Source organism: Streptomyces sp. LS-MS-L19, assembly GCF_058382285.1.
Window position 1 is genome coordinate 4,223,135 of record NZ_JBYCLL010000001.1, and the last position, 26,878, is coordinate 4,250,012.

Genomic DNA, 26,878 nt, shown 5'->3' on the forward strand with positions numbered 1-26,878 from the left:
GATGGGCGCGGGGCACGCACACCGGCTCTACCGGCACGGGCACTCGCCCGTGCACGCCCTGCCGCCGCACACCAAGCTCGCGGCGGCCTTCGCCTTCGTGGTGGTCGTGGTCTCGACCCCGCGCGAGGCGATGTGGGCGTTCGGTCTGTACGCGGTCCTGCTGGGCGTCGTCGCGTACGTCGCGCGCGTGCCCGCCGGCTTCCTGCTGAAGCGGCTGCTGATCGAGGTGCCGTTCGTGGCGTTCGCGGTGCTGATGCCGTTCGTCGCGGAGGGCGAGCGGGTCGAGGTGCTCGGGATGTCGTTGAGCGTGAGCGGTCTGTGGGGCGCGTGGAACGTGCTCGCCAAGGGCACGCTCGGCGTGGCCGCGTCGGTGCTGCTCGCCTCCACCACCGAGCTGCGCGAACTGCTCCTCGGCCTCCAGCGGCTCAAGCTCCCGCCGCTGCTGGTGCAGATCGCGTCCTTCATGATCCGCTACGGCGACGTCATCACCGACGAGATGCGGCGGATGCGGATCGCGCGGGAGTCGCGGGGGTTCGAGGCGAGCGGCGTGCGGCACTGGGGCGTCCTCGCGAAGTCGGCCGGCGCGCTGTTCATCCGTTCCTACGAGCGCGGCGAGCGGGTGCACCTGGCCATGGTGAGCCGCGGGTACGCCGGTTCGATGCCGGTCATCGACGAGGTGACCGCGTCCCGGGCGCAGTGGTCGTACGCCTTCGCACTCCCCGTGACCGCCCTCGTCGTCTGCGTGGTGGGATGGACCCTGTGACAGCTTCCCTGGAAGTGACCGGACTGGCCTTCGCCTACCCCGACGGGCACCAGGCCCTGTTCGGCGTGGACTTCACCATCGCGCGCGGTGAGCGGGTCGCGCTGCTCGGGCCGAACGGCGCCGGCAAGACGACCCTCGTGCTGCACCTCAACGGCATCCTGGGCGGCGGGGTCGGCTCGGTGAAGGTCGCCGGACTGCCTGTGGACAAGCGGCACATGGCGGAGATCCGGCGCCGGGTCGGCATCGTCTTCCAGGACCCCGACGACCAGCTCTTCATGCCGACCGTCCGCGAGGACGTGGCGTTCGGTCCGGCGGCGGCCGGGCTGAAGGGGGACGAGCTGGAGGCCCGGGTGCGCACCGCGCTGGAGCGCGTGGGCATGGCGGAGTTCGCGCACCGGCCCCCGCACCACCTCTCCTTCGGCCAGCGGCGCCGGGTGGCCGTCGCGACCGTGCTCGCGATGGAGCCGGAGATCCTCGTCCTGGACGAGCCCTCCTCCAACCTCGACCCGGCCTCCCGCCGCGAACTCGCCGACATCCTGCGCTCGCTGGACGTGACGGTCCTGATGGTCACGCACGACCTGCCGTACGCGCTGGAGCTGTGTCCCCGCTCGCTGATCCTGAGCGAGGGCACCATCGCCGCGGACGGGAGGACCGCCGAACTCCTCACCGACGACGAGCTGATGCGCGCCCACCGGCTGGAGCTGCCCTTCGGATTCGACCCGCGGTCCGTGACAATGGGCGCGTGACGAACGAAGAGGACGCCGGATCGCTGCTCCTTGACGACCAGTTGTGCTTCGCGCTGTACGCCGCCCAGCGCGCGGTGACCGCCGCGTACCGGCCGCTCCTCGACGAGCTCGGGCTCACCTACCCGCAGTACCTGGTGCTGCTGGTGCTGTGGGAGCGCGGTGAGACGACCGTGAAGGAGCTCGCGGGGGCACTGCGCCTGGACTACGGCACGGTCTCGCCGTTGCTCAAGCGGCTGGAGGGCGCCGGCCTGGTGCGCCGGGAGCGGGCGGTGGACGACGAGCGCTCGGTCCTCGTCGCGTGCACGGAGCGCGCGGAGGACCTCAGGGAGCGCGCCGCCGCCGTACCCGGCGCGCTGCTCGCGGCCACGGAGCTCGCCGGCCCCGAGGCGGAGCGGTTGCGCGAGGAGCTGTGGCGGCTCGCGGAACGGGCGGGCACCGCGGCGGCCCGCGCGCGCTGACCCCTCGCGCGCCCCCACCTCGGGTTACCCCCGGTTGCCACCCCCTGACGGCACACCCCCGCCCTACCGGCCGGTATCTTGTGCACGATGTTCTTGTGCGCACCTGTTCTGGGGGGAGCCAGCCATGAGTGACGACACCGCCGTCGACACCCGCCCGACGAAGATCATGTACGTCGCCGAGGCCACCGCGCACGGTGGCCGGGACGGCTATGTCACGAGCCAGGACGGCCAGATCGAGCTGAAGGTCGCGATGCCGCCGGCGCTCGGCGGGGACGGCAACGGCACCAACCCGGAGCAGCTGTTCGCCGCCGGCTACAGCGCGTGCTTCCACAACGCGCTGATCCTCGTCGGCAACCGCGCGGGCTACGACCTCACCGGTTCGACGGTCGCCGCGAAGGTCGGCATCGGCCCGAACCGGACCCAGGGCTACGGCCTCGCGGTCGCCCTCAGCGTCTCCCTGCCGGTCCTCGACGCGGGCCTCGCGGCCAAGCTGGTGGACGCGGCCCACGACGTCTGCCCGTACTCCAACGCGACCCGCGGGAACATCGACGTGACGATTCTGCTTGGCTGAGAGGGGTACCGAGCGGCAGATGGAGGAGTGCGGACGTGGACGTGAACGGCACAGTGGCCGAGGGCTTCGAGCCGGTCAGGGACGCGTTCGCGCGGAACTTCGAGACGCTCGGGGACCGGGGCGCGGCCCTCGCCGTGTACCGGGACGGGCGCAAGGTGGTCGACCTGTGGGCCGGTACCAGGGACGTCGACGGCACCGAGCCCTGGCGGCACGGCACCGCGCAGGTCGTGCGCTCGGCGACCAAGGGCGTCGCCGCCGCCGTACCCCTGCTGCTGCACCAGCGCGGGGAGCTGGACCTGGACGCGCCGGTGGCCGAGTACTGGCCCGAGTTCAAGGCGCGCGGCAAGGAGCGGCTGGCGGTGCGGCAGGTGCTGAACCACAGGGCCGGGCTGCCGGTGCTGGACCGGCCGCTCACCCCCGACGAGGCCCTGGACCCGCTGAAGGGCCCGGAGGCGGTCGCCGCGCAGGCCCCCGTCTGGGAGCCCGGCACGGACCACGGGTACCACGCGCTGACGTACGGCTGGATGCTGGACGAGCTGGTGCGCCGGGTGACCGGGGTCGGCGCGGGTGCCTGGATCGCGCGGGAGATCGCCGGGCCGCTCGGGGCGGAGTTCTGGCTCGGGCTGCCGGAGGCGGAGGAGGCGGCCGGACGTGCGGGGCGGGTCGGTCGGGTCGAGGGGCCGGCGCCCACCGGTGCCCTGCGCGCCCGGCCCAAGCGGTCCGTCACCGAGGCCTACCAGGACCCCGGCTCCCTGACCCGCCGCGCGTTCGCCGCGATCACCCCCTTCCCCGACCAGAACGCGCCCGAGTACCGGGCGAGCGCGCTGCCCGCGACCAACGGGATCGCGACCGCCGACGGGCTGGCGCGGATCTACGCGGCGCTGATCGGCGAGGTCGACGGGGTGCGGCTGTTCGACCCGGCCACGGTCGAGCTCGCCCAGGCCGAGGAGTCGGCGGGCCCGGACCGGGTGCTCGTCGTGAACACCCGGTTCGGCCTCGGCTACATGCTGCACGGCAGCGCGTCGCCGTTCCTCGGCGCGGGCTCCTTCGGGCACCCCGGCCGCGGGGGCTCCCTCGGCTTCGCCGACCCGGAGACCGGCGTCGCCCTCGGCTATGTCACCAACGGCTTCCGCAAGACGGTCACCGCGGACCCGCGGGCGCAGGCGCTGGTCAGGGCGGTGCGGGCGGCCCTGTGACCGCTAGACGTTGATCGAGTGGGACGTCCGGCCGGACGCCTCGTCGATCTCGCCGTGCGCCTTGGTGAGCAGTTGCATCGCGAGTTCGTTCAGCGCGCGGGCGCCGGCGACCTCCTCTCCCACCCGCGGCTGGTTGCTGTCGGTGTGGTGGCGGGTGGCGTGCCCGTGCGTGCGCACCTCGGTGCCGTCCGGCAGCCGTACCATCGCCGCCGCCCGCGTGTGCTGGTCGTCCTCCTGGAACTCCAGCTCGATGTGCCATCCCACAGCGGTGTGCGTCATGACGATCACCTCCGAAGCGTGTGCTTCCAGGGTGCTCCTCGGCGGGCGGCGGCGCACGGGGCTCAGCCGTCCGACTCCGCGGAGGGCAGGTAGGCGCCGGGGACGGCGTTCGGGGCGTAGACCTTCTTGTCGCCGGGGTAGGGCTTGGTCCAGTCGTGGGTCTGGTACCAGGTGTAGCGGTTCATCTGCTCGTTGTTGGCGTAGTCCGGCACGGCGTGCGGGCCCGTCAGGCGCTGGTGCGAGGCCCACGTCTTCCACTGGGCCGCCAGCGACTGCTCGGCCTTCGGTACGGCCGCGGACGTCGGTGCGGGGGCCGCGTCGGCGTCCTGCGCGGCCGGGGTGTCCGCGCCGCAGGAGGGGGTGGGGCTCACGCCGAGGGTCAGCGAGGTGCGGTTGGGGACCGCCGTGAACGGGGTGGTGTCCGGCTTCGCCGTGAAGGCCCCGTACATCGGGGTGGCCGCGCTGTCCTTCTGGTTCATCGGGTGGATCCCGAGGATCTGCTCGACCGTGCGGATCATGGTGATCTGCGTGTAGTAGTGGCTGTCGACGGTGCCGTGCTGGGCGTACGGGCTGATGACCTGGACCGGGGCCCGGTGGCCGTCGACGTGGTCGAGCCCGTTCTGCGAGTCGTCCTCGACGACGAAGATCACCGAGTCCTTCCAGTACTTGCTGTGCGAGATCTCGTCGACCGTCCGGCCGACCGCGAGGTCGTTGTCGGCGACCTCGGCGGCCGCGTTGGCGGGTCCGCCGGTGTGGTCGTTGGAGAACCAGAACATGTTCAGGTTCGCCGGGCCGTTCTTCTCGAAGTCCTGCTGCCAGATCTGTTCCTTGTAGACGTCCGGGACGTCGAGGTCGAACATCGGGAAGCCCTGCACGGAGACCTTGTTGAGGGACGGGATCGCCGAGCCGGTCTGGATGGGGTACTGGGTCGGCGCCCCGGTCGCGGCCATGGTCTTCGAGTCGCAGTACAGGTTCTGCCAGGTGGCCCCGGCCGGCTTGGACTCCGTCGACTGGAACTCGCCGAAGTCCTTGACCGACTTGCCGGCCGCCTGGGCCCCGGTCCACAGGAACCCGGACTTCTGGTGGCCGAGGACGTCGTTCTCGGTGTCGTAACTGCGGGTGTACTCACCGGCGGAGGACTCGGTGTACTCCGGGTTGTCCGACTGCATCAGCCAGTTGTGGCCCTCGGCGGAGTTGGTGCCGATGTCGTAGAAGTTGTCGTAGAGGCCGAACTGCTCGGCGAGGGCGTGCTGGTTGGGGGTGACGTTCGCACCGAAGGTGGTGAGGGACGGGTCGCCGTCGCCCTGCGGGAGGTCGCCGTAGACCTGGTCGTAGGTGCGGTTCTCCTTGACCAGCAGGAAGACGTGCTTGATGGTCGAGGGGTCGCCGAGGCGGGCGGGGACGGGGACCGGCTTGGCCTTCCCAGCACCCCTGGCCGTGAGGACCGAGCCCGGTGTCCAGCCGTTCTGCTGGAAGACCTTGGCCGTCTGGGACCTGATCACGAGATCGCTCGGCAGCGTGAACTGCGTGAGGCTGGACGTGGTGTCGTGGGTGCCGTGGCCGGTGGCGGTGGTGGGGCGGCGGGCGTCGATGCCACGGGTGTTGGAGACGACGACCTTCTTCCCGACCGTGGTCACCTCGGCGGGGAAGTAGTCGGTGGGCAGCAGGCCCACGTAACTGGCCGGTTCCTGCGGGGACTTGTACCGGTAGACGGCGACGGCGTCGGCGCGGCCCAGGGTCACCAGGAGGCGGCCGTCGTCGGTGAGGGTGACCGCGTCGGGCTCGTAGCCGACCTTCGCCTCGGGCCACGGCTGGGTGGCGATGGTCTGGACGACCTTGCCCTTGCGGGTGTCGATCACCGAGACGGTGTTGTCGGCGGTGTTGGTGACGAACACCGTGCCGTGCTTGGCGTAGACGGCGGTGGGGTGGAGGCCGACGGGGATGGTGCCGACGGACGCGGCCGGGTCGGCGGTGTCGATGACGCTGACCGTGCCACTCGTCGAAGCGCCGGTGTCGGGGTTCGCCGGCACCTGAGTGCCGTACGAGTTCATCGTGGTGTCGCCGGCCCGAGCCGGGCGGCCGCCCTCGTTGCTGACGTACAACGTCCCGTCCACCAGGGCGAGTCCGCGCGGGGCGGTGCCGACGGCCCAGGTCTGCTGGACGGTTCCGGTCGCCGCGTCCAACGCGACCACCTTGTTCTGGCCGTTGACCGCCGCGTACACGGTGGAGCCGTCGGGCGAGAAGACGGCCGCGCCCACCAGCGCCTGCTGGGAGCCGACGGTCGGGATCGGGACCGTGACCGGGTCGGCGAGGGTGCCGTCGGCGTTCACCGTGAACTTCGTGTATCCGGTGGCCTGTCCGAGCCACAGCTGCTTGCCGTCGGGCGAGTAGGTCGGGCCCTCCTGGCCTACGGCGGCGCTGCTGATGCGCAGGTCGTCCACCGCGTTGGCGCCGATCCTCTGCTTCACCTGGCCGGTCGCCAGGTCCATGATGACCAGGGCCGCGTCGCCGTCGGTGACGGCGGCCGCGAGGTGGGTGCCGTCCGGGCTGACCGTGGACGACATGATCTTGCCGTCGTCGATGACCGTCCGGCTGCCGTACGGCTTGAGGTACTGGTCGCTGGAGATGACCTCGCCCTTGGCGGTGTTCTGCGCGACCTGCTGGGTGCCGAACTGGTAGGTCGAGGCGACCGCGGTGCCGGTGACGCCCATGGCGACGGCGATTCCGGCGGCCACCGACACGGTCCGGCGTCTGACCGGCTGCTTCTCCCTGATACGCCGTGTTACCTGCATGGACCTATCCCTTCGAGGTGGTGTCGAGCAGCTCGACGTTCCCGTCGAACTGCCACAGCGGGTTCGGGGCGTCCCCGGTCTCGGTCCGCACCAGGAAGTAGCCGTTCACTTCCTTCGGACCGTCCCCGTCGGCCACGTACCGGCCGTCCGATCCGACGTCGAGTTGGTAGACCGCGGTCCCCGCCACCGCGGTCCCGGGCAGGTGCCAGGTCACGACACACCGCCAGTCGTTGCCCGGCCCCTCCTGCGCGGCCAGTCCGTCGCTCTTGGTGCAGGCCGCCGAGGCGCGCAGCTGGGCCTCGGTGACGGCGGGGCGGTGCAGTTGGCCGGTCTGCATCCGGTAGAGGTGGGCGAATGCGGTGGCGAGGGAGGCCTGGACCTTGGCCCGGGTGATGCCCGCCGAGGGGGCCGTCACGGCGATCACCGCGACGCTGAGGGCGAGCAGCCCGGCCATCGGGAGCAGCCCGGTGGTGAGCGCGCGGCGCCCTCCGCCGTCGTAGGCGAGGTCGGTGAAGTCCCTGCGCAGGAAGAGGTGGTGGGCCAGGGCGGTCGCGAGCACCGCCCACAGCAGGCTGACCGCGATCCCGATCAGGAGGGGGGTGAGCTGGGCCGGGGCGGTGAACAGGCCGTTCCAGGAGACGAAGGCGGATCCCGGCAGGGCGAGGCGTACGGCGACGGGCAGCGGCAGCATCTGGGCGACCGACATCGCGAGCGCGACGAGCGGGGGCAGCAGCAGGCCCGTCGGCGAGCGGCCGAGCGCGACCGAGCCGAGCAGGCCGATCGCGGCGAGGGCGAGGGTGGGGGCGAGGGCGGCGGTCCAGGCGAGGAGAACTTTCGCGGCCGCGTCCCCGGGTGAGATCAGGTGGCCGTCGAGGCCGACCAGTGGCTGGTCGCCGACAGCGGTGAGTCCGCCGACCGTGCCGGACGCGGCCAGTCCGGCCACCAGCAGCAGGACGACGGTGAGGGCGGCCAGCGCCTTCGCCGCGAAGATCCGCCGCGGCGAGCGGACCGCGACCAGCAGGTGCCGCCAGGTGCCGAGCCGGTCCTCGGCGGCGAACACGTCACCGGCGACCACCGAGGTCAGCAGCGGCAGCGCCCAGGTGCCGGCGAACCCGAGGACCACCAGCGGCCCGGCCCAGCCGGTGGCGTGCATCCAGCGGCCGAAGAGGGTGTCGGAGGGCAGGGTGCTCTGCACGCTCACCCCGGCGACGAAGAGGCCGGGCGCGATCCAGCAGGCGAGGAGGAGGAGCCGGATACGCCAGTGGGAGAGGAGCTTGAGGAGCTCGAAGCGGTAGGCGCGGGTGACGGAGACCGGCGGGGCGGCGGCCTCCCGGGGCAGGGTCGCTGTCATCGGTCCGCCTCCTGGTGCTCCGTGAGTTCGAGGAAGGCCGCTTCCAACGGCGAGACCACGGGGGCGAGTTCGCGTACCGCGACGCCCGACGTCACGAGCCGCGCGACGAGTTCGTCGAGGGCGGGCACCAGCGCGCGGACGACGAGCGGATCGCCGTCCTCCACCAGCCTGACGCCGGCCGTGTCCGCGGCCAGCCGGCGCGCGGCCCGCGGGTCGGACGTCCGTACCCGGTAGTCGAGTTCACGGCTCTCCGCGGCCAGCTTGGCGAGCGGTCCGGAGAACACGACCCGGCCGGTGGCGAGGATGGTGACCTCGGAGCACAGGGCCTCCAGGTCGTCCATACGGTGACTGGAGACCACGACACTCGTGCCGTCCGCGGCGAGCCGGTGCAGCACCCCGTGCACATGCCGTTTCCCGGCCGGGTCGAGGCCGTTGGAGGGCTCGTCGAGCACCAGCAGCCGCGGCCTGGTCAGCAGTGCGGCGGCGAGCCCGAGCCGCTGACGCATGCCGAGGGAGAAGCCGCGGGCCTTGTCGTCGGCGACCGCGGTGAGCCCGACCTGGCCGAGCACGTCGTCGATGTCCGCGGTACGTTCCCGCCGGCCCCGCAGCCGGACCAGCGCGGCGAGGTTCTGCCGGGCGGTGAGCGAGGGGTAGAGACCCGGGCCGTCCACGAAACCGGCGACTCCGTCGGGGGCGGCGAACTCCCGCCCGACCGGCGCCCCGAGGACCTCCAGACGGCCGCCGTCGGCGACGGCCAGCCCCAGCAGCAGCCCGAGCAGGGTCGTCTTCCCGGCCCCGTTCGGCCCGACCAGGCCATGGATCTGACCCTGCGTCACGTCCAGGTCGACGCCGTCGAGCGCGACGACGTCCCCGAAGCCCTTGCTGATCCCCCGGGCCCGGACCGCGTGGCGTGTGTCCATGAGTCCCCCCTTCCGGTTCCGGAGGGACCCTAGGGACGGCACCCGGCCCGGGCACGGACACCTGACTGAACGCTCAGGGAACGAACCGTCAAGGCCTCGGCAAGGAGGGCAAGGGAGAGCAAACGAAGGGGGTGCGTTGGGCGGGACTTGGGCGACGCTTGGGGTGGACGGGGGGGCGGCGGGGCGACGGGGGCGATGGCGGGGCGTGAGCATCGGGTCCCAACCGACCAGGTCGGCAGCACGGCGCCGCCGGGGCGGTGTGCCGCGGGGGGCCGGGGGCGTGCGCGCTCTGAGCCGTGGCGGGCGGGGGCGCCGGGGGATTGCACCCTCGATGCCGTGGCGGGGCAGGGGGTGCCGGAAGCGTGCACCCTCGGAGCCGCGGCGGGGCCGGGCAGGGCCCCGGGGACGTGCGCCCTACGAGCCGCGGCGGAGGCCTACGCGGCGTGCAGCATCAGCCCGATGCCCGCGACCAGCAGGCCCGCCGCGACGATCCTCGGGGCTCCGAAGCGTTCCTTGAAGAACACCGCGCCGATGGCCGCGCCGACGATGATCGAGGACTCGCGCAGGGCCGCGATCGGGGCGAGTTCGGCTCGGGTCTGGGCCCACAGGACGAGGCCGTACGCGGCCACGGAGAGGGCGGCGCCCAGGAGTCCGATGCGGGCGAACGGGCGCAGCACGGGCACGAACTGGGCCCGCCGGCGGGTGAGGGCGTACGCCGGGATCACCGCGCCCTGCACCGCCATCAGCCAGGCGATGTACCCGAGGGAGGAGCCGGAGGCGCGCACGCCGAGTCCGTCGACGACGGTGTACACGGCGATGCTCAGCCCGGTCGCCAACGCGGCGCCGATCGCCGCCCAGTCGGGCCGGCGCCCGCGCAGTCCCCACAGCGCGACCCCGGTGAGTCCCGCGCAGGACAGGGCGATCCCGGCGGCGGCCCACCCGTCGGGCACCTCGTGGGCGAACAGGGCGGCGAGCACCGTGACGACCAGGGGCGCGGTGCCGCGCGCGATCGGGTAGGCCTGCCCGAAGTCCCCGAGCCGGAAGGACCTCATCAGCAGCGCGTAGTAGGCGATGTGCACGCAGGAGGAGGCGATCAGGTACGGCCACGCGCCCGCCGCCGGGACCGCCGCGAACGGGATGATCGCCAGCCCGATGAGCATCCCGCCGCCGGAGATCAGCGTGAACCCGACGAGCTTGTCGGTGATCCGGTGCGCGATGGCGTTCCAGCTGGCGTGCGTGACCGCGGCCAGCAGGACGGCCGCGGTGACGAGCGGGGTCACGAGGTGTGCTCGCGGACGTCCACGAGGGTGGCGCCGGCGTGCGCGACGAGGTCTTTCGGCGGGATGGGGAACACGGTGTGCGGGGTGCCGGCGGCGGCCCACACGAGGTCGTGGCCGAGCAGCGACCGGTCGGCCAGCACCCGGGTCCTCGTCCGGTGCCCGAAGGGCGGCACACCCCCGATGGCGTACCCGGTGGTCTCCCGTACGACGTCGGCCTTGGCCCGGGTGACCTTCTCCACGCCGAGCTCCCGCCGCACCAGCTCGACGTCGACCCGCGAGGCCCCGTCCATGAGCACCAGCACGGGCACCCCGTCGGCCGCGAAGATCAGCGACTTGCAGATCTGGCTCAGCTCGCACCCGACCGCGGCGGCGGCCTCGGCGGCGGTCCGGGTGGCGTCCGGGAAGCGGCGGATCCTCGCGGTCAGCTCGTCGAGCCCCAGCTCCCGCAGGGCCTCGGCGAAACGGGGGTGGGCGGCCTCGGAGCCGTCGGCATCGGTGCTCGTCATGCAGGGCACGCTAGCGGTGGGTGTACGAGCCACGCGACCGGTTTGCCGGTCCCGTCTCCCTTGCCCACCCCATCTCCCGTCCCGTCGTGCAGGATGCTGCGATGACCTCGACTCCCGCCATACGGCCCTACCGTCCCGAGGACCGTGACGCCCTCGACGACATCTGCGTCCGCACCGCGCACGTCGGCCAGGACGCCCGCCCCCACTACCGCGACCCCAACGTCTTCCCGGCGGCCTTCGCACAGCCGTACGTCCATCTCGACCCGGACCTGGCCTTCGTGCTGGACGACGGGGCGGGTCGGGCCGTCGGCTATGTCGTGGGGACCGCCGACACGGCCCGGTTCGTCGAGGAGTACCGCGCCCGGTGGCTCCCGCTGGTCGCCGAGCGCTATCCCGAGCCGAGCGGCCCGCCGAGCACCCCCGACGAGGAGATCGCCGCGCTGCTGCACGACCCCGAGCGGATGCTGGTGCCCCAGGTCGCCGCCTATCCCGCCCACTTGCACATCGACCTGCTGCCCGGGTGGCAGGGCCGCGGGTACGGGCGGGCACTCATGACGGCCCTCTTCCGCGCGCTGCACGAGCGGGGCGTGGCCGCCGTCCACCTGTGCATGCTGTCCGCCAACACGCCCGCCCGCGCCTTCTACGACCGTCTCGGCTTCCACGAGATCGCCGTACCGGATGCCGGACCGGTCACGTTCCTCGGCCGCCCCACGGCAGCGGAGAGCCGGTGAGGGAACTTCCCCTCACCGGCTCGTCCCGCTCTTCTGCCGTGTGTCAGACGCGGACCAGTTCGCGGTCCTCGTCGGGGTCGGCGTCCTTCTGGTCGTGGGCGCGCAGGCCCTCGCCCTCGACGTCGACGTTGGGCAGAGCGCGGTCCAGCCACTTCGGCAGCCACCAGGCCCGGCGGCCGAGCAGGGCGAGGACCGCGGGGACGATCGCCATGCGGACGACGAACGCGTCGAAGAAGACGGCGATCGCGAGCCCGAAGCCGATCATCTTGATCATCGACTCGCTGGAGCTGATGAAGCCTCCGAAGACGGCCATCATGATGACCGCGGCGGCGGCCACGACCCGGGCGCTGTGCTTGAACCCGGTCACGACGGCCTGGCTCGGGGACTCCCCGTGGACGTACGCCTCGCGCATCCGGGTCACGAGGAAGACCTCGTAGTCCATCGCGAGACCGAAGACCACGCCGACCATGAAGATCGGCATCATCGACATGATCGGGCCGGTCTCCTCGACGCCGAGCAGTCCGCCGAGCCAGCCCCACTGGAAGACCGCGACGACCGCGCCGAGCGCGGCGAGCACCGAGAGCAGGAAGCCGAGGGCCGCCTTCAGCGGGACCAGGATCGAGCGGAAGACCACGATCAGCAGGAGGAAGGCGAGGCCGACCACCAGCGCGAGGTACGGGATCAGGGCGTCGGTGAGCTTCTGCGAGAAGTCGATGTTCATCGCGGTGGTGCCGGTGACCAGGACGTCCGCGTCCGCCTTGGACGCGATGTCGTCACGGATGGCGTGCACCAGGTCCTCGGTCTGGGCGGAGGACGGCTTGGAGTCCGGGACGACGGTGATGGTCGCGGTGTCGCCGGCCTTGTTGAAGGTGGCCGGGGTGACCGTGACGACGTCCTTGAGGTCCTTGATGCCGTCGGTGACCGTGGCGGCCGCGGCCTTCGGGTCGGCGCTGTCCTTGGCGTCGACCACGATCATCAGGGGGCCGTTGAAGCCGGGCCCGAAGCCCTCCGAGAGGAGGTCGTAGGCGCGGCGCTGGGTGGTGGAGGTGGGCTGCGAGCCGTCGTCGGGCAGGCCCAGCTCCAACTGGCTGACCGGCAGCGCGATCGTGCCGAGCCCGACCACGCCGAGCAGCAGTACGGCGGCCGGGCGCCGGATGACGAAACTCGCCCAGCGGGTGCCGAGGTTGGGCTTCCCGGCCGGCTTCTCGGGGGACTTCCCGCGCTTCTCGCCCGCCGGGCGCACCTTGCGTCCCGCGTATCCGAGCAGCGCCGGGATCATCGTCAGCGCGATGAGGACGGCGATCACGACCGTGCCCGCGGCGGCGAGGCCCATCTTGGTCAGCATCGGCACGTTGACGACCGCGAGTCCGGCCAGCGCGATGACGACCGTGAGGCCCGCGAAGACCACCGCGGATCCGGCGGTGCCGGTGGCCCGGCCTGCCGCCTCCTCGTGGTCGCGGCCCTCGGCCAGCTCGCCGCGGTAGCGGGAGACGATGAACAGGGCGTAGTCGATGCCGACCGCGAGGCCGATCATCAGGGCGAGGGTGGAGGTGGTGTCGCCGAGGTCGAGCGCCTTGGCGAGGGCGGTGATGGTGGAGACGCCGATCCCGACGCCGATGATCGCGGTCAGCAGCGGCAGTCCGGCGGCGACCAGCGAGCCCAGGGTCATGACCAGGACGACCGCGGCGATGGCGAGGCCGACGACCTCGCCGACGGCTCCCGGTTCGGCGGCGGCCTGCAGCGCGTCACCGCCGACCTCGACGGTCAGCCCGCTGTCCCGGGCCTGGTCGCCGGCCTTCTCCAGGGCGTCCCGGGTGGCGTCCTTGAGCTCCATGGCGGGGGCGTCGTAGCTCACCGAGAGGTAGGCGACCGTGCCGTCCTTGCTCACCGCGTTCGTCGTGAACGGGTCGGTGACGGAGACGACCTCGGAGCCGTCGCCGAGTTCGCCGACCGTCTTCTCGACGGTGGCCCGGTTGGCGGCGTCCGTCATCTTCTCGCCCGCGGGCGCCTTGAAGACCAGCCGTCCGGTGGCGCCGTCCGCACTGGCTCCGGGGAAGCGCTGTTCCAGCAGGTCGAAGGCCTTCTGGGCCTCGGTGCCGGGAATGGAGAAGGAGGTGGATCCGGCGGCGGGGGCGCTGGCCGCGCCGACACCGGCGAGGGTCAGCAGAGCCACCCACATCAGGGCGACGACATGCCGTCGCCGGAAGGCGAGCCGGCCGAGTTTGTAGAGGAAAGTGGCCACGGAGGCGTACTCCTGGTCAGGTCGTGGGGTCTTCAGGGCAGGGGTGATCAGCCCGACGACGTGAGCGGATACGTCAGGTGGAGGGCTTGCTGGGGAGACTGGGGGTCAGTCGTGGGTCATTCGTGGGCAATGCCGAGGGCGGGGAGGACCACGGCGTCGATGTACGAGAGGAGGAAGGCCTGGGTGGGCGGCAGCTCGTCGATCATCGTGCGGGCGGCGAACCCGCCGAGCATCATGTGGATCATGAAGTCGATCGCCGGGTTGTCCGGGCGTACCTCGCCCCGGTCGACGGCCCGCTGCACGATCCGGCGGAACTCCGCCATCTCGGGCTCGATGAGGTGCTCGCGGAACGCCTTCAGGAGATCCGGGTTGCCGTGGATCGCCATGGCCAGCCCTCGCATGAGCGCGGAGTTCTGCTCCATCGTGCAGTCGTCCGAGCGCATCGTGAGGGCGTGCAGGTCGCCGCGGAGCGACCCGGTGTCGATCTCGTCGAGACCGAGACCGCCGGGCTTGGTGTGCCGCACCGCCTTCGCCACCAGCTCGGCCTTGCCGCCCCACTGGCGGTAGAGCGTGGCCTTGCTGGACCGGGTGCGGGCCGCGACGGCGTCCATGGTCAGGGTGTCGTACCCGACCTCCCGGAGCAGTTCGAGCACGGCCCCGTAGAGCTCGGCCTCGCGCTCGGGGGTGATACGGCTGCGACGCGCTGTCGTGACCTCGGTCATGCCACTCACCCTTCCCGCTCCGGACATCGAACGACACTGTTTCGTACGACACGAATGTAGCGCATCTCCGAGCGAAACGAAACGGTTTCGTTCGTGTCATGGGTCACCCGTGCCTCACCTGCGCGTCACCCGCGGCTCATCCACGCGTCCATCCGGCCGATTTTTCATAAGTTGCTCCGGTCCATCCCCCGGAAAAGCATGGGGAGGTGAGCTATCTGCGCCTTCCGCACCTGAGCGGCGACCTGTTGTGCTTCGTCGCCGAGGACGACCTCTGGCTGGCCCCCCTCGACGGCCCGGGCCGCGCCTGGCGGCTGACCGTGGACCGCACCAAGGTCGGCCACCCCCGCTTCTCCCCCGACGGCACCCGCATCGCGTACACGAGCTGGCGCAGCCTCGTGCCCGAGATCCACCTGGCCGACGTGGACGGCGGACCGGCCCGGCGGCTCACGTACTGGGGCTCCTCGGACACCCAGGTGACCGGCTGGACACCGAAGGGCGAGATCCTCGCCGTCGCCTCCCACGGCGAGCCCTTCTCCTACTTCACCTGGGCGTACAAGGTCCCCACCGACGGCTCCCCCGGCCGCAAGCTCCCCTGGGGTCCGGTCTCCGACATCCAGGTCGCCGACCGCAGGACCCTGCTCCTCACCGGCACCCCGCCGCACGAGCCGGCCGCCTGGAAGCGCTACCGGGGCGGCGCCACGGGCCGGCTCTGGCTGCACGGCGAGCGTCTGCTGCCGGACCTCGGCGGCCACCTCCACTCCCCCATGTTCGTCGGCGACAGGATCGCCTTCCTCTCCGACCACGAGGGCGTCGGCAACCTCTACTCCTGCGCCCCCGACGGCTCGGACCTGCGCCGCCACACCGACCACGACGCCTTCTACGCCCGGCACGCGGCGAGCGACGGCACCCGGGTGGTGTACCAGTGCGGGGGCGACCTGTGGATCGTGGACGACCTCTCGGTGTCGGAGCCCCGCAGGCTCGACGTCAGGCTGAGCGGGCCGCGCGCGGGACGCCGTACGTACCAGGTGCCCGCCGCCCAGCACGTGGACGGCATCTCGGTCGACGAGACGGGCCGCGCGAGCGCGGTCGTCGTCCGCGGCAGTCTGTACTGGCTGACCCACCGGGACGGGCCCGCGCGCACCATCACGGACACTCCGGGGGTACGGGTCCGGCTCCCGGAGATGCTCGGTTCCGTCGGCCAGGTCGCGTACGTGACGGACGCGGAGGGCGAGGACGCCGTCGAGATCGCCTACCTGCCCCGGGCCACCGGTGACCGCGAGCCCCGGCGACTGGCATCCGGCGAGCTGGGCCGGGTCCTGGAGCTGGTCTCCGACCCGAGCGGCGAGCGCCTCGCCATCGCCTCGCACGACGGACGGCTGCTGCTCCTGGACGCGACCGAGGAATCCAACGGCGAGGTCACCGAGCTCATCCGCTCGGTCAACGGCCCGGTCCGCGACCTCGCCTTCTCCCCGGACGGCACCTGGCTGACCTGGTCGCACCCGGGCATCGGCCGCTCCCTGCGCCAGATCAAGATGGCCCGGATCAAGGACCGGCTGATCGTGGACGTGACGAACGGCCGCTTCGAGGACGAGAACCCGGTCTTCACGAGGGACGGCCGCTACCTGGCCTTCCTCTCCTGGCGCGGCTTCGACCCGGTCTACGACGTCCACACCGGCGACCTGTCCTTCCCGCTGGGCTGCCGCCCCTACCTGGTCCCGCTCTCCTCCGCGACCCCCTCCCCCTTCGCCCTCAACCCGGAGGGCCGCCCGGCCGCCGGAGGCCTGGACCCGGTCGAGGACGAGAGCGGCGACGGCGGCGCGGTGACGGTCGAACTCGAAGGACTGGAGAGCCGGGTGACCCCCTTCCCGGTGCCCGCCTCCAAGTACTCGGCGCTCCACCCGGTCGCCGGCGGTGGCCTGGTCTGGCTGCGCTGGCCGATCTCCGGTGCGCTCGGCGAGACCTTCGTCAACCCCGACGACACCTCCGAGCGCCCGACCCTCGAACACTTCGCCATCGGCAAGGCGAAGAAGACCGAACTCGTCGAGCACCTGGACTGGTTCGCGGTCAGCGGCGACGGCTCGAGGCTGGTCGTCGTCGACGAGGGCGACCTGCGCGCCACGCCCGCCACCGAGTCCGGCGACAGCGACTCGACCGTCTGGATCGACCTGCGCCGCATCCTCCACGAGGTCGACCCGCCCGCCGAGTGGCGCCAGTCCTACGAGGAGGCGGGCCGTCTCATCCGGGCGTACTTCTGGGACCCGGGGATGTGCGGCATCGACTGGGACGCGGTGCTCGACCAGTACCGCCCGCTGCTCGAACGGGTCGCCTCCCCCGACGAGTTCGCCGACCTGCTGCGCGAGGTCCTCGGCGAACTCGGCACCTCGCACGCCTACGTCACCGCCGCCCGCCGCAACGAGGGCCCGCCCCACTACCAGCGCCGCCAGGGCCTGCTGGGCGCCAACTTCGAGCTCAGGGAAGGCGGTTGGACGATCCGGCGGATCCTCCCCGGCGACTCCTCGGACTCCAAGGCCCGCTCCCCGCTGGCCGGCACGGGCATCCGTGAGGGCGCGGTCCTCACCCACGTCGACGGCCGCCCGGTCGACCCGGTCACCGGCCCGTATCCACTCCTCGCGGCGGCGGGCGGTACGACGGTGGAGCTGACCTTCACCCCGGCGGAGGGCGAGGGCCGGGCCCGCCGGGTGGCGGTGGTCCCGCTCGTCGACGAACGCCCCCTGCGCTACCAGGACTGGGTGGCCAAACGCCGGGCCGTGGTCCGGGAGTTGAGCGGCGGCCGCTGCGGCTATCTGCACATCCCCGACATGGGCGGCTCGGGCTGGGCCCAGTTCAACAGGGACCTGCGGATGGAGGTCTCCCGCCCCGCCCTCATCGTCGATGTGCGCGGCAACGCGGGCGGCCACATCAGCGAACTGGTGGTGGAGAAGCTGACCCGCACGATTCTCGGCTGGGACCTGACGAGGAACGCCCAGCCGGTGTCGTACGCCTCGAACGCCCCGCGCGGCCCGGTGGTCGCCCTCGCCGACGAGGCGACCTCCTCGGACGGCGACATGATCACGGCCGCCTTCAAACTCCTGAAGCTGGGCCCGGTAGTGGGCCAGCGCACCTGGGGCGGGGTGGTCGGCATGACCGGCCGCCACCAGCTCGGCGACGGCACGGTGATCACGGTCCCGATGAACGCGGCCTGGTTCGACGCGTACGGCTGGTCGGTGGAGAACCAGGGCGTCACCCCGGACCTGGAGATCCTCCGCACCCCGCTGGACTGGGCGGAGGGCCGTCACGCCCAACTGGACGACGCGGTCACGCTGGCGCTGGACCTCCTGGAGACCAACCCCCCTGCGACACCGCCCGACTACCGGGACGTACCGAACCGGGCAAGGCCCAAGTTGCCGCCCAGGTGAGTGCTGTTGCTCTGCAAACGCGCAGGGTGCCCTCCAACCGACAGAGGGCACCCCACACTTCAAGCAGTGACTACATGTCGTAGTCGGGGTCCAGCCGCTCCTGCTCCTCGCGGCGGATCCGCTCGGACTCCTCGTCCCGCATCCGCTCGCGGTCCTCGCCCTGGCGACCACGCTGACCCGGCTCGCGGCCCTGCTCCCGGCCCTGCTGGGCCTTCTGCTTGGCCTGCTGCTGCCACTGCTCGGACTTCTCCTGGAACTGGTCCTTCATACCCATGTGGGTTCACTCCCGTGGGGGTGAGGGGAAGAGCCCCGGTCCGGGGCCTCGACCAGATTCACACGGCCGGACAAAGAACGCATTTCGATCAACTACGCTGCGTAGCCCGCGCTTCCTCATCCGCCGCCCCACCTGCACCGACGAGTCCGATCCGCAGCCCCTCCAACCGCTCCCCGAACCGCCGCATCTCCCGCTGCCCGACGGTCCCGATGAGCCCCGGCAGAGCCCCGCGCAGGCCCTGCATCCCACGCAGCCACCCCTGCCCGTACACATGACTGGAGCGCCGCTCGATCCCGGCCACGATCCGCTCCACGGCGGGCCCCAGCGGATACGTCTTGTTGGCCGGCCACGGCAGCCGCTGCCGCAGCTCCCGCATCACGTCGTCCTGGTCGGCGCCGCGCACCATGTCGGTGTCGGTCCACGACAGATACCCCACCCCGACCCGCACGCCCCGGTGCCCGACCTCGGCCCGCAGGCTGTGCGCGAACGCCTCCACACCGGACTTGGACGCGCAGTACGCGGTCATCATCGGCGCCGGGGTGATCGCGGCGAGGGAGGCGATCTGGAGCAGGTATCCCCGGCTCTCCATCAGCACCGGGAGGAACGCCCGTGCGGTGACGGCCGATCCGATGAGGTTGACCTCGATCACCCGCCGCCACGCCTCGGGATCGGAGCCGACGAAAGGCCCGCCGGTCGCGACCCCGGCGTTGGCGACCACGATGTCGACCTTCCCGAACCGCTCCTTCACCTCGCCCGCGACCCGGACCATCGCCTCGTGGTCCGTCACGTCGGCGTACCAGTGGTCGCTGTCGCCGTGCAGCCGCTCGGAGAGCTGCTTGAGGGCGTCCGGTTCGAGGCCGACCAGCGCGACCTTCGCCCCGCGCGCCGACAGCTTGCGGGCGAGCAGCTCGCCCACCCCCCGCGCGGCCCCCGTGACGACCGCGACCTGTCCTTCCAGACCTACCCTGCTCATGCGCCCTCCCTGACCTGGACGTACGTGGTGACGAGTTCCCGGATCCGCGCGCTGACCAGCTCGGGCGCCTCGACCGGTGTCATGTGGCCGAGGCCCGGCAGCTCGGTGACCCCGAGGCAGTTCGGCAGCGCGGCCGCCAACTGGTGTGCGTGCACGGGCGGGGTGAGCCGGTCGGCGGTACCGACGAGGACGGCCGTGGGCGCGCTGAGCTGCCGTACGCCGTGGTCCAGGTCGAGCAGATCGAGCACCTGCGACCAGGCGTACCGCACCTTGCGCGGGCAGGCGTGCACGATCCGCGCGCACGCCTCCACCATGTGCGGGGCCGAACCCGGGCCCATCGTCCCGTACTTGAGGATCCGCAGGGCGAGCGGTGTGACCGGCCCGAGCGGGGCACGGGCCCCGAGGACGTGCCGGGTCAGCCAGGTCCGCAGCCGCCCGGCCCGGATCGGTACGACGGTCGACTCGGCGACCAGCCGCGACGAACCGGTGCTGCACAGCAGGACGGCCGCCGCGTGCTCCCGGAACCGCGGGCGTTCCGCCGCCGCCATGACCGTCATCCCACCCATGGAGTGCCCGGCGATCACCGCCTTCTCACCAGGGGCGAGCGCCTGCTCCAGTACGGCTTCGAGGTCGTCGGCGAGTCCGTCCGCACTGCACGCCGGGCTCGCCGGACTGCGTCCGTGGCCGCGCTGGTCGTACGCGATGACCCGGTGGTCGACGGAGAGTTCCCGGATCTGGGCGGCCCAGAAGGCGGTGGAGCAGGTCCAGCCGTGGGCGAGGACGACCGGGGGCGCGCCCTCGGGGCCGTGCACCTCCACGTGCAGGCGCGCGCCGTCGGCGGAGACCACGGTGAGCTCGCGCACCGGCACGGGCGGGGCGTACGGCCCCGAGTCGACATGGGCAGGTCGGCTCATACGGCGGCCTCCGCGCTCTCGTCCGCGACCGCGCTCCCCTGCGGGGCGGGCCGCAGCACCTCGTACTCGGCGAGGTCCACCCGCCGGGTCGCCCGTCGGAACTCGGTCGTCGTGCCGGGCCAGATCGTGGTGTTACGGCCGCCCGCGTCCAGGTACCAGCTGGTGCAGCCGCCGGTGTTCCACACCGTGCGCTTCATGCGCTCCTGCACCCGGTGGTTCCAGGCCGTCACGGCGGCGGGACGGGCGTCGAGGGCCACCCGCCCGCCGAGGACGTCCAACTGCCGTACGAAATCGGCCAGGTAGTTCAGCTGGGACTCGATCATCAGGATCATCGAGGAGTTCCCGAGACCGGTGTTGGGCCCGATGATGGACAGCCAGTTGGGGAAGCCGGCGGCGGAGGCACCGCGCAGCGCCTCCATCCCGCCCTTCCACGCCTCGGCGAGCGTCCGCCCGTCCGCGCCGACGACCCGGTCGGCGATGGGCATGTCGGTGACGTGGAAGCCGGTCCCGAAGACGATCGCGTCGACCTGGGCCTCGGTGCCGTCGGCGGCGACGAGTCTCGAGCCCTCGACGCGGCTGAGCCCGCTCGCGACGACGTCCACGTTGGGCTGGGCGAGCGCCGGGTAGTACGAGCTGCTCAGCAGGATCCGCTTGCAGCCGATGCGGTAGTCGGGGGTGAGCTTGGCGCGCAGCGCCGGGTCCTTGATCGCGCGGGCCATGTTCCGCTTGGCCAGCCGCTCCACGGCGCCGAGCTCACCCGGGTGCTTGGTGAACGCCTGGACCTGCAACTCCCGGATGCCCCACAGCAGTCCGCGCCGCGCCTGGGTGCTGAAGGGCAGCTGCCGGTGCAGCCAGCGCTCGGCGCCGGTGATCGCCCGGTCCATGCGGGGCATCACCCACGGAGGGGTGCGCTGGAACAGCGTGAGGTTCCGGGCGAGGGGCTGGATCGCCGGCACGATCTGGATGGCCGAGGCGCCCGTCCCCACCACGGCGACCCGCTTGCCGCGCAGGTCGTAGTCGTGGTCCCAGCGGGCGGAGTGGAAGACCTTGCCGGGGAAGGAGTCGAGGCCCGGGACGTCGGGGACCTTCGGATCGGACAGCGGCCCGGTGGCGGAGACGACGAGGTCGGCCGACAGCCTGCCGCTGGAGGTCTCGATGTCCCACCGCAGCTTCTCGCTGTCCCAGGTCATGCGCCGCACCTCGGAGTTGAGGCGGATGTGCGGGCGGAGCCGGAAGACGTCGGTCACGTGCTCCAGATAGGCGCGGATGTGCTCCTGCCCGGAGAAGGTGCGCGGCCAGTCGGGGTTGGGCGCGAAGGAGAAGGAGTACAGATGGGACGGCACGTCGCACGCGCACCCCGGATAGCTGTTGTCCCGCCAGGTGCCGCCGACGCTGTCCGCCCGCTCCAGCACGACGAAGTCGGTCACGCCTTCCCGCCGCAGCCGTACGGCGGCCCCCAGCCCCCCGAACCCAGACCCGACCACCGCCACCCGCACATGCTCGTGTTCGGCCATGCCGATGCCTTCCCTGCCCGACTCTGCCAGTGAACACTGGCGCAATGGGAGGGTAGAGCAGCTCCGTACCGATGGGTAGGGGGTGGGGAGAAGGAAGTTACCGGGAGTACGACATAGGGTGCGGGCGTGGCAGAAGACGGAGGACGACACGAGTACCGCATGGAGGAGCTGGCCCGCCTGGCCGGCATCACCGTGCGCACCCTGCGCTTCTACCGCGAACGCAAGCTGATCCCGCCACCCCGCCGCGAGGGCCGTATCGCCTGGTACGACGACCACCACCTGGCCCGCCTGCGTACGATCGCGGCGCTCCTGGAACGGGGTCACACCCTCACCGGCATCGCGGAACTCGCGGAGGCCCTCGACCACGGCAAGGACGTCGCCGACGTCCTCGGAGTGACCCCGACCGAGGAGGAACCGGTCCGCCTCACCCCCGAGGAACTCGCGGCCCGCTTCGAGGGCGAGGTCACCGCGGAGAACCTCGCGGCCGCCCTCGACCTCGGCTACCTCGGCACCGACGGCGACGAGATCGTCCACATCAGCCGCCGCCTCCTGGACGTCTCCTCCGCCCTGGTCCGCGAGGGCATCCCCCTCGCGGAGGTCCTGACCGCAGGCAAGCAGGTCCGCGAACACGTCGACGCCCTGGCCGAGATGTTCGCCGACCTGGTCCTCCGCCACACCACCGAGGACGACCTCCACCGCCTGCGCCCGCTGGCACGCAGCGTGGTGGAGGCGGAACTGTCCCTGGCGCTGGACCGGAGGTTGCGGAAGCGGGACTAGGTCCAACCGCACGGCAAACCGGTCACATTCACTCCATCGAGGCACTTTCCCTCGATCGGCGACCAAAATGACGTTCGGGCTCCGAGAGTGAGATCGAAAAGGCCCCGGCGGCTGTGCGACCAGCCCCGGGGTGTGGCCGACACTCTCCAGGAGCGCCGACGTGCCAAAGCCTAGCCCTAAGCCATCGCAACCGGCTTCGACTCCCGCTGACCACCCACGAGCTCTCGGCGCCGTGCGCCTCAGCAACGTGACCAAAGCAACCACCTCACCTGGTAGGCAGCGCGCCTGCATCCAGCAGCGCACCGAGCAGTTGGGGTTCGTCTTGATCGCCGAGGCCACGGATCTCGGGATCTCCGCACGCGAGATGTCACCGTTCGAGAGGCCATCCCTGTCCCCCTGGCTGCGGCGCCCTGACGCGTACAACGCCATCGTGTGGTCACACGTGGACCGTGCCGTACGGTCCGTCGCCCACATGTCCGAGTTGATCGAATGGGGTCAGCAACATGCCACCACGCTCGTCTTCGGGATGCCTGAAGAGCGTCAGCCGCTGGTGGTGGGACCGCAGGCACATGCTGACGCGATTCGCCGCTGCATGGACCTGGCCTACGCTGCCGAACAGGAGTCCCGGGCACTCTCTGCCCGCCTCACCGGCGCTCATGCCGTACTGCGCGCGACGGGCCGCTACGGCGGTGGCCTTGTGCCGTTCGGGTACAAGAAGGCACCTCACCCCTCCGGTATCGGCTGGTGTCTTGCGCCCGACCATGAGACCGTCGCCGTCGTCCGCGCGATTGTCGACGACGTGCATTCCGGACTGTCTCTGGTCGCCATCGCCCACAAACTCGAAAGTGCGGGCATTCTGGTGCCGCGAGACCGACACGCCCAACTTCAGGGGCGCCCCACAGGAGGGCGCCGCCACGGCCGCGAATTCGAACGATTCCGCTGGACAGCGGGCAGCCTCTGCAAGATCCTCCGCACTCCAGCGCTGATGGGCCACCGGGTACACAAGGGGGAGTCGGTACGTGATGCTGACGGCTCGCCCGTGCTGATCGGCCCGCCGCTGATGACCGAGGAGGAGTTCAATGCCCTCCAGGATGTTCTCAGCGCCCGCTCGAACGGCATCCACCCCAAGCGCCGGGGGACAGCGCTGCTGATCGGCGTGGCGCACTGCGCGGGCTGTGGTGGCCGCATGTACTTCGCCGCACGGAAGGCCTACAGCTACGGCGACTACGGGTGCCGCGCAGCTGCCCGCGGCACGTCATGTCCCGCTCCCGCCGCGATCCGCGCCGACTGGCTGGATGAGTACACGGTCAGCCACTACCGCGATGCGTTCACCGTGGACGGCGAGGTGACGCGGGAACAGCTCCTCAGGGACGGAGTTCGCGTTACGGTCGCCAAAGGGCGGTCGGGCGGCGGACGGGAGCGTCTGGCAGGCCCCGACACCTCCCGCTTGACCTTCACGAGCGGGTCTCGCCTCTGATCTGCATACCCGCCATGTGGGGGTGGGTGAGACGCTGACGCACCCCCACAGCCCACGTCACATGTCGAAGACAACCGTCACGGGAGCGTGGTCCGACCACCGCTCATCATGGCTGGCAGCCCGCTCCACAAACCCCTTGATCGCCCTGCCCGCCAGGCCTGGGGTCGCAACAGCGAGATCAATCCTCCACCCCGCATCCGTGTCGAAGGCCCGCCCCCGGTACGACCACCACGAGTACGGCCCCTCCACGTCCGGATGCAGTGACCGTACGACGTCGACGTAACCGCCGTCCTCGGGGGCGAGGACCCGGCTCAGCCAGGCGCGCTCCTCCGGCAGGAAGCCCGAACTCTTCTGGTTGGCGCGCCAGTTCTTGAGGTCGGCCCGCTGGTGGGCGATGTTCCAGTCGCCGCAGACGACGACCTCGCGGCCGTCGGCGGCGGCGCGGACGCGCAGGTCCTTCAGGTAGGCGAGGAACTCGTCCATGAAGCGGACCTTCTCGTCCTGCCGCTCGGTGCCGACCTCGCCGGAGGGCAGGTAGAGGGAGGCGACCGTCACACCGGGCAGGTCGGCCTCGACGTACCGCCCGCTGGTGTCGAACTCGGCCGACCCGAAGCCGATGCGGACCCGGTCCGGCTCACGGCGGGTGTAGAGGGAGACCCCGGCCCGCCCCTTGGCGGCGGCCGGCGCGTGCACCACGTGCCAGCCCTCGGGCGCCCGGACCCCTTCGGGCAGCTGCTGCGGCTCCGCGCGCACCTCCTGAAGGCACAGCACATCGGCGGAGGTGTCCGCGAGCCACTCCACGAAGCCCTTCTTCGCGGCGGCACGCAGCCCGTTCACATTGGCGGAGGTCACAGTGAGCACCCCGGCACGATACCGGCACACTGGTGGGCATGATGATCCGCCGTGTCCCGTTCGACCACCCCGACGCCGTCAAGCTCAACGACCAGGTCCAGGCCGAGTACCACGTCCGCTACGGCGACGGCGGCGACGCCACCGAGCTGGCCCCGGCGGACTTCGCGCCCCCGAACGGCGTGTACCTGATCGCGTACGACGAGTGGGACAGCCCCGTCGCCACGGGTGGCTGGCGCGCCCAGGACACCAACGGCGAGGGCAACCTGGACGGCGACGCCGAGCTCAAGCGGATGTACGTGATCGAGCAGATGCGGGGCCGCGGTCTCGCCCGCCGTGTGCTGGCCGCCCTGGAGGAGGACGCCCGCGCGGCCGGCCGCCTGCGCATGGTCCTGGAGACCGGCATCAAGCAGCCGGAGGCGATAGCCCTGTACACCTCCAGCGGCTACGAACCCTGCGTGAAGTTCGGCTACTACCGCCACTACGAGGACAGCCGCTGCTTCGCGAAGCCGCTCGCGCGGGGATAGATGACAGAAGACCCGCTCCTGAATCAGGAGCGGGTCTTCATGATGCGTGGACCTGAGGGGATTTGAACCCCTGGCCCCCTCGATGCGAACGAGGTGCGCTACCGGACTGCGCCACAGGCCCTTGCAACGAGTGAAACTCTAGCATCCCCATCCGGGTGCTTGGAAATCCGTTCCCGGCTGGTCAGGGACCGGGGTCCGCGGGCCTCGCGGTCCCGTCCCGGGCGTCACTCGTTGGCCGCGCGCGGCCGTTCGCCTTCCTCGTACTGGTCGAAGAGAGGGGTACGGCCACGCTCACGTGCCCGGCGTGCGGAGGCGGCGCGGCGGGCGTCGGTGCGACCGTCGCCCGCGGGCCTGTCCTCCGCGTCGGCGAGCTCCTCCTCCGGTTCCCCGTCCTGTGCCCCGTCCTGCGCGGCAGGTGTCGCCTCGTGCTCCGGGGTGACCGTGCTGGACCGGGCCGAACTCCACGCGTCGGGGGCGCCGAGGTCCACGTCCGCGGTGGCCCGCGGCGCGACCGGCGCGGTCACGTACGTCGGCAGCGGCACCGGTACCGGGTCCCAGCTGTCCCCGTGCCCCGGCCGGCGCTGCCGCTCCCGCTGCTGGTCGACCCACTCGGCGTGGTCGGTCTGTTCGACGAGGGCCCGCCGGTCGGCGGCGAGTGCGGAGAGCCCGGGATCCGTGGTGGGCTCTGGTCCCTCGTCCGGTTCGTCGGCGTCCACGCCGGTGCTCACGGACGCGCGCCGGCGCGGCTGACGGGCCCGTTCCCGCAGGTGCTGCGCGGCGGCCTCGGCCCGGCGCCGGTCCATCTGGTAGGCGAACCGGCGGCGTTCCTGGGAGCGCAGGTACGCGATGTAGGCGCTGAGCATCACCGCGGGGACCCCGGGCGCCCAGAGGAAGGCGAGTCCTCCGACGGCGGCGACGATCGTGCCGAGGGTGAAGGCCGCGAAGAGCATCACCGTGGTACGCCGTCGGCGCGCGAGGACCTTCATACGCCGGGCGCGTGCCGCGGCCGCTTCCGCGGCGGCCGTGCGCCGGGCGGCGGACGCTGCGGATGCAGCGGATGCGGCGGATGCGGGGGGCTGCTTCCGCGTGGGCGCGCCACCGTGTTCGGACGCGGGCGCGTTCGGCTTCGCGTTCGCGCGCGCCGGGTCGCCGTGCGCTGCTTCTCGTCCGGCCTCCCGTCCCGTTTCCCGTCCCGCTTCCCGCGCCGACTCGCGCGACGGCTCGGAGGGGCGCCCCTGAGCCGACGGCTGGACCGGCGCCTGGGCCTGCGGACGGGTCGGGGGCATGGCGAAGGCCCGGACGTCCACCGAGTCGGTGACGGCGTCCGGATCGTCGGCGCCGTGCTCCCCCTCGTCGGTGGAGCGCGCGCGCAGGTCCTTGGCGTATCGACGCTCCATGCCCGCCCGTCCGGACAGCAGCCGGATGGCGGTGCTGAAGCGTTCCGTCGGACGGGCCTCGTTCAGCTCGTCCTGCCTACGGAGCCACATCGGCACCAAGTAGGCGGCCCAGGCCCCGACAATGACTGCGTAGATGAGGCCGCTGCTGCTCACGCCTCACACGGTAGAGGGGTTTGCGTGAGGCCATCTGCCAATTGAGCCGG

Annotated in this window: 24 protein-coding genes and 1 tRNA gene; 10 read left to right on the forward strand and 15 right to left on the reverse strand. The window is 71.8% G+C overall.

Annotated elements, in window-relative coordinates:
• Window position 1 precedes the first annotated feature (1 nt).
• The 5 genes from cbiQ to AC2XR2_RS18810 all read left to right on the forward strand — a co-directional run bounded on the left by cbiQ (window position 2) and on the right by AC2XR2_RS18810 (window position 3,734).
• On the forward strand, window positions 2–763 hold the full coding sequence (gene cbiQ, locus AC2XR2_RS18790) for a cobalt ECF transporter T component CbiQ (RefSeq protein ID WP_449350861.1): 762 nt from the start codon (window positions 2–4) through the stop codon (window positions 761–763).
• Entirely contained in the window at window positions 751–1,509 is a 759-nt protein-coding gene (locus AC2XR2_RS18795) for an energy-coupling factor ABC transporter ATP-binding protein (RefSeq protein WP_491515716.1), read from the forward strand. The genes cbiQ and AC2XR2_RS18795 overlap by 13 nt, the downstream gene beginning before the upstream one ends.
• Window positions 1,506–1,967, forward strand: coding sequence for a MarR family winged helix-turn-helix transcriptional regulator (locus AC2XR2_RS18800; protein WP_381300690.1), 462 nt, complete (start codon window positions 1,506–1,508; stop codon window positions 1,965–1,967). Before AC2XR2_RS18795 ends, AC2XR2_RS18800 begins: the two co-directional genes overlap by 4 nt.
• A 124-nt stretch (window positions 1,968–2,091) precedes the next feature.
• On the forward strand, window positions 2,092–2,538 hold the full coding sequence (locus AC2XR2_RS18805; protein ID WP_491515717.1) for an organic hydroperoxide resistance protein: 447 nt from the start codon (window positions 2,092–2,094) through the stop codon (window positions 2,536–2,538).
• 35 nt (window positions 2,539–2,573) lie between these two features.
• Window positions 2,574–3,734, forward strand: a complete 1,161-nt coding sequence (locus AC2XR2_RS18810; RefSeq protein ID WP_491515718.1) for a serine hydrolase domain-containing protein — start codon at window positions 2,574–2,576, stop codon at window positions 3,732–3,734.
• 3 nt (window positions 3,735–3,737) lie between these two features.
• Here the strand turns inward: AC2XR2_RS18810 and AC2XR2_RS18815 are convergent, their stop codons facing one another.
• The 6 genes from AC2XR2_RS18815 to AC2XR2_RS18840 all read right to left on the reverse strand — a co-directional run bounded on the left by AC2XR2_RS18815 (window position 3,738) and on the right by AC2XR2_RS18840 (window position 10,862).
• Window positions 3,738–4,013, reverse strand: a complete 276-nt coding sequence (locus tag AC2XR2_RS18815; protein ID WP_381300688.1) for a DUF1876 domain-containing protein — start codon at window positions 4,011–4,013, stop codon at window positions 3,738–3,740.
• Between the two features lie 62 nt (window positions 4,014–4,075).
• On the reverse strand, window positions 4,076–6,805 hold the full coding sequence (locus AC2XR2_RS18820) for a bifunctional YncE family protein/alkaline phosphatase family protein (protein WP_491515719.1): 2,730 nt from the start codon (window positions 6,803–6,805) through the stop codon (window positions 4,076–4,078).
• A 4-nt stretch (window positions 6,806–6,809) separates the two neighbouring features.
• Entirely contained in the window at window positions 6,810–8,156 is a 1,347-nt protein-coding gene (locus AC2XR2_RS18825) for an ABC transporter permease (RefSeq protein ID WP_491515720.1), read from the reverse strand.
• Complete coding sequence (locus AC2XR2_RS18830) at window positions 8,153–9,076, reverse strand: ABC transporter ATP-binding protein (protein ID WP_491515721.1); 924 nt, start codon at window positions 9,074–9,076, stop codon at window positions 8,153–8,155. Before AC2XR2_RS18830 ends, AC2XR2_RS18825 begins: the two co-directional genes overlap by 4 nt.
• Before the next feature lie 434 nt (window positions 9,077–9,510).
• Window positions 9,511–10,356, reverse strand: coding sequence for an EamA family transporter (locus AC2XR2_RS18835; RefSeq protein WP_449350865.1), 846 nt, complete (start codon window positions 10,354–10,356; stop codon window positions 9,511–9,513).
• Window positions 10,353–10,862 (reverse strand): YbaK/EbsC family protein, encoded by a 510-nt coding sequence (locus AC2XR2_RS18840; protein WP_330266378.1) that lies wholly within the window; start codon window positions 10,860–10,862, stop codon window positions 10,353–10,355. The genes AC2XR2_RS18835 and AC2XR2_RS18840 overlap by 4 nt, the downstream gene beginning before the upstream one ends.
• A 101-nt stretch (window positions 10,863–10,963) precedes the next feature.
• Between AC2XR2_RS18840 and AC2XR2_RS18845 the strand changes: the two genes are divergently transcribed.
• The gene (locus tag AC2XR2_RS18845) at window positions 10,964–11,593 is read left to right on the forward strand and encodes a GNAT family N-acetyltransferase (RefSeq protein WP_491515722.1); all 630 of its coding nucleotides are present in this window, start codon (window positions 10,964–10,966) and stop codon (window positions 11,591–11,593) included.
• 43 nt (window positions 11,594–11,636) lie between these two features.
• Here the strand turns inward: AC2XR2_RS18845 and AC2XR2_RS18850 are convergent, their stop codons facing one another.
• Both AC2XR2_RS18850 and AC2XR2_RS18855 read right to left on the reverse strand, forming a co-directional pair.
• A complete protein-coding gene (locus tag AC2XR2_RS18850) occupies window positions 11,637–13,835 on the reverse strand; it encodes an MMPL family transporter (RefSeq protein ID WP_449350868.1) in 2,199 nt (732 codons plus the stop codon).
• A 116-nt stretch (window positions 13,836–13,951) separates the two neighbouring features.
• Window positions 13,952–14,557: a TetR/AcrR family transcriptional regulator gene (locus tag AC2XR2_RS18855; RefSeq protein WP_491515723.1), complete on the reverse strand. Its 606-nt coding sequence runs from the start codon at window positions 14,555–14,557 to the stop codon at window positions 13,952–13,954.
• 206 nt (window positions 14,558–14,763) lie between these two features.
• On the opposite strand from AC2XR2_RS18855, the gene AC2XR2_RS18860 reads away from it, so the two are divergent.
• Complete coding sequence (locus AC2XR2_RS18860; RefSeq protein ID WP_491515724.1) at window positions 14,764–17,973, forward strand: S41 family peptidase; 3,210 nt, start codon at window positions 14,764–14,766, stop codon at window positions 17,971–17,973.
• Between the two features lie 70 nt (window positions 17,974–18,043).
• Here AC2XR2_RS18860 and AC2XR2_RS18865 read toward each other — a convergent pair whose 3' ends face one another.
• The 4 genes from AC2XR2_RS18865 to AC2XR2_RS18880 form a co-directional block, all read right to left on the reverse strand.
• Window positions 18,044–18,247, reverse strand: coding sequence for a hypothetical protein (locus AC2XR2_RS18865; protein ID WP_330266373.1), 204 nt, complete (start codon window positions 18,245–18,247; stop codon window positions 18,044–18,046).
• Between the two features lie 88 nt (window positions 18,248–18,335).
• A complete protein-coding gene (locus AC2XR2_RS18870; RefSeq protein WP_381300670.1) occupies window positions 18,336–19,220 on the reverse strand; it encodes an SDR family oxidoreductase in 885 nt (294 codons plus the stop codon).
• A complete protein-coding gene (locus AC2XR2_RS18875; RefSeq protein WP_449350870.1) occupies window positions 19,217–20,134 on the reverse strand; it encodes an alpha/beta fold hydrolase in 918 nt (305 codons plus the stop codon). Before AC2XR2_RS18875 ends, AC2XR2_RS18870 begins: the two co-directional genes overlap by 4 nt.
• On the reverse strand, window positions 20,131–21,648 hold the full coding sequence (locus AC2XR2_RS18880) for a flavin-containing monooxygenase (RefSeq protein WP_491515725.1): 1,518 nt from the start codon (window positions 21,646–21,648) through the stop codon (window positions 20,131–20,133). Before AC2XR2_RS18880 ends, AC2XR2_RS18875 begins: the two co-directional genes overlap by 4 nt.
• Window positions 21,649–21,807: 159 nt before the next feature.
• Between AC2XR2_RS18880 and AC2XR2_RS18885 the strand changes: the two genes are divergently transcribed.
• Both AC2XR2_RS18885 and AC2XR2_RS18890 read left to right on the forward strand, forming a co-directional pair.
• Window positions 21,808–22,425, forward strand: a complete 618-nt coding sequence (locus AC2XR2_RS18885) for a MerR family transcriptional regulator (RefSeq protein WP_330269704.1) — start codon at window positions 21,808–21,810, stop codon at window positions 22,423–22,425.
• A gap of 247 nt (window positions 22,426–22,672) precedes the next feature.
• Window positions 22,673–23,902 carry a recombinase family protein gene (locus tag AC2XR2_RS18890; protein WP_491515726.1) on the forward strand — a complete coding sequence of 410 codons (1,230 nt, stop codon included), beginning with the start codon at window positions 22,673–22,675 and terminating at the stop codon, window positions 23,900–23,902.
• Window positions 23,903–23,959: 57 nt separating this feature from the next.
• Here AC2XR2_RS18890 and AC2XR2_RS18895 read toward each other — a convergent pair whose 3' ends face one another.
• Window positions 23,960–24,763, reverse strand: coding sequence for an exodeoxyribonuclease III (locus AC2XR2_RS18895; protein ID WP_491515727.1), 804 nt, complete (start codon window positions 24,761–24,763; stop codon window positions 23,960–23,962).
• 29 nt (window positions 24,764–24,792) lie between these two features.
• Here AC2XR2_RS18895 and AC2XR2_RS18900 point away from each other — a divergent pair, with 29 nt between their 5' ends.
• Window positions 24,793–25,278, forward strand: a complete 486-nt coding sequence (locus AC2XR2_RS18900; protein ID WP_491515728.1) for a GNAT family N-acetyltransferase — start codon at window positions 24,793–24,795, stop codon at window positions 25,276–25,278.
• Window positions 25,279–25,325: 47 nt separating this feature from the next.
• Here the strand turns inward: AC2XR2_RS18900 and AC2XR2_RS18905 are convergent.
• Window positions 25,326–25,399 (reverse strand) — tRNA-Ala (locus tag AC2XR2_RS18905).
• Between the two features lie 103 nt (window positions 25,400–25,502).
• On the reverse strand, window positions 25,503–26,828 hold the full coding sequence (locus AC2XR2_RS18910; RefSeq protein WP_491515729.1) for a SepX/GlpR family protein: 1,326 nt from the start codon (window positions 26,826–26,828) through the stop codon (window positions 25,503–25,505).
• Window positions 26,829–26,878: the final 50 nt, after the last annotated feature.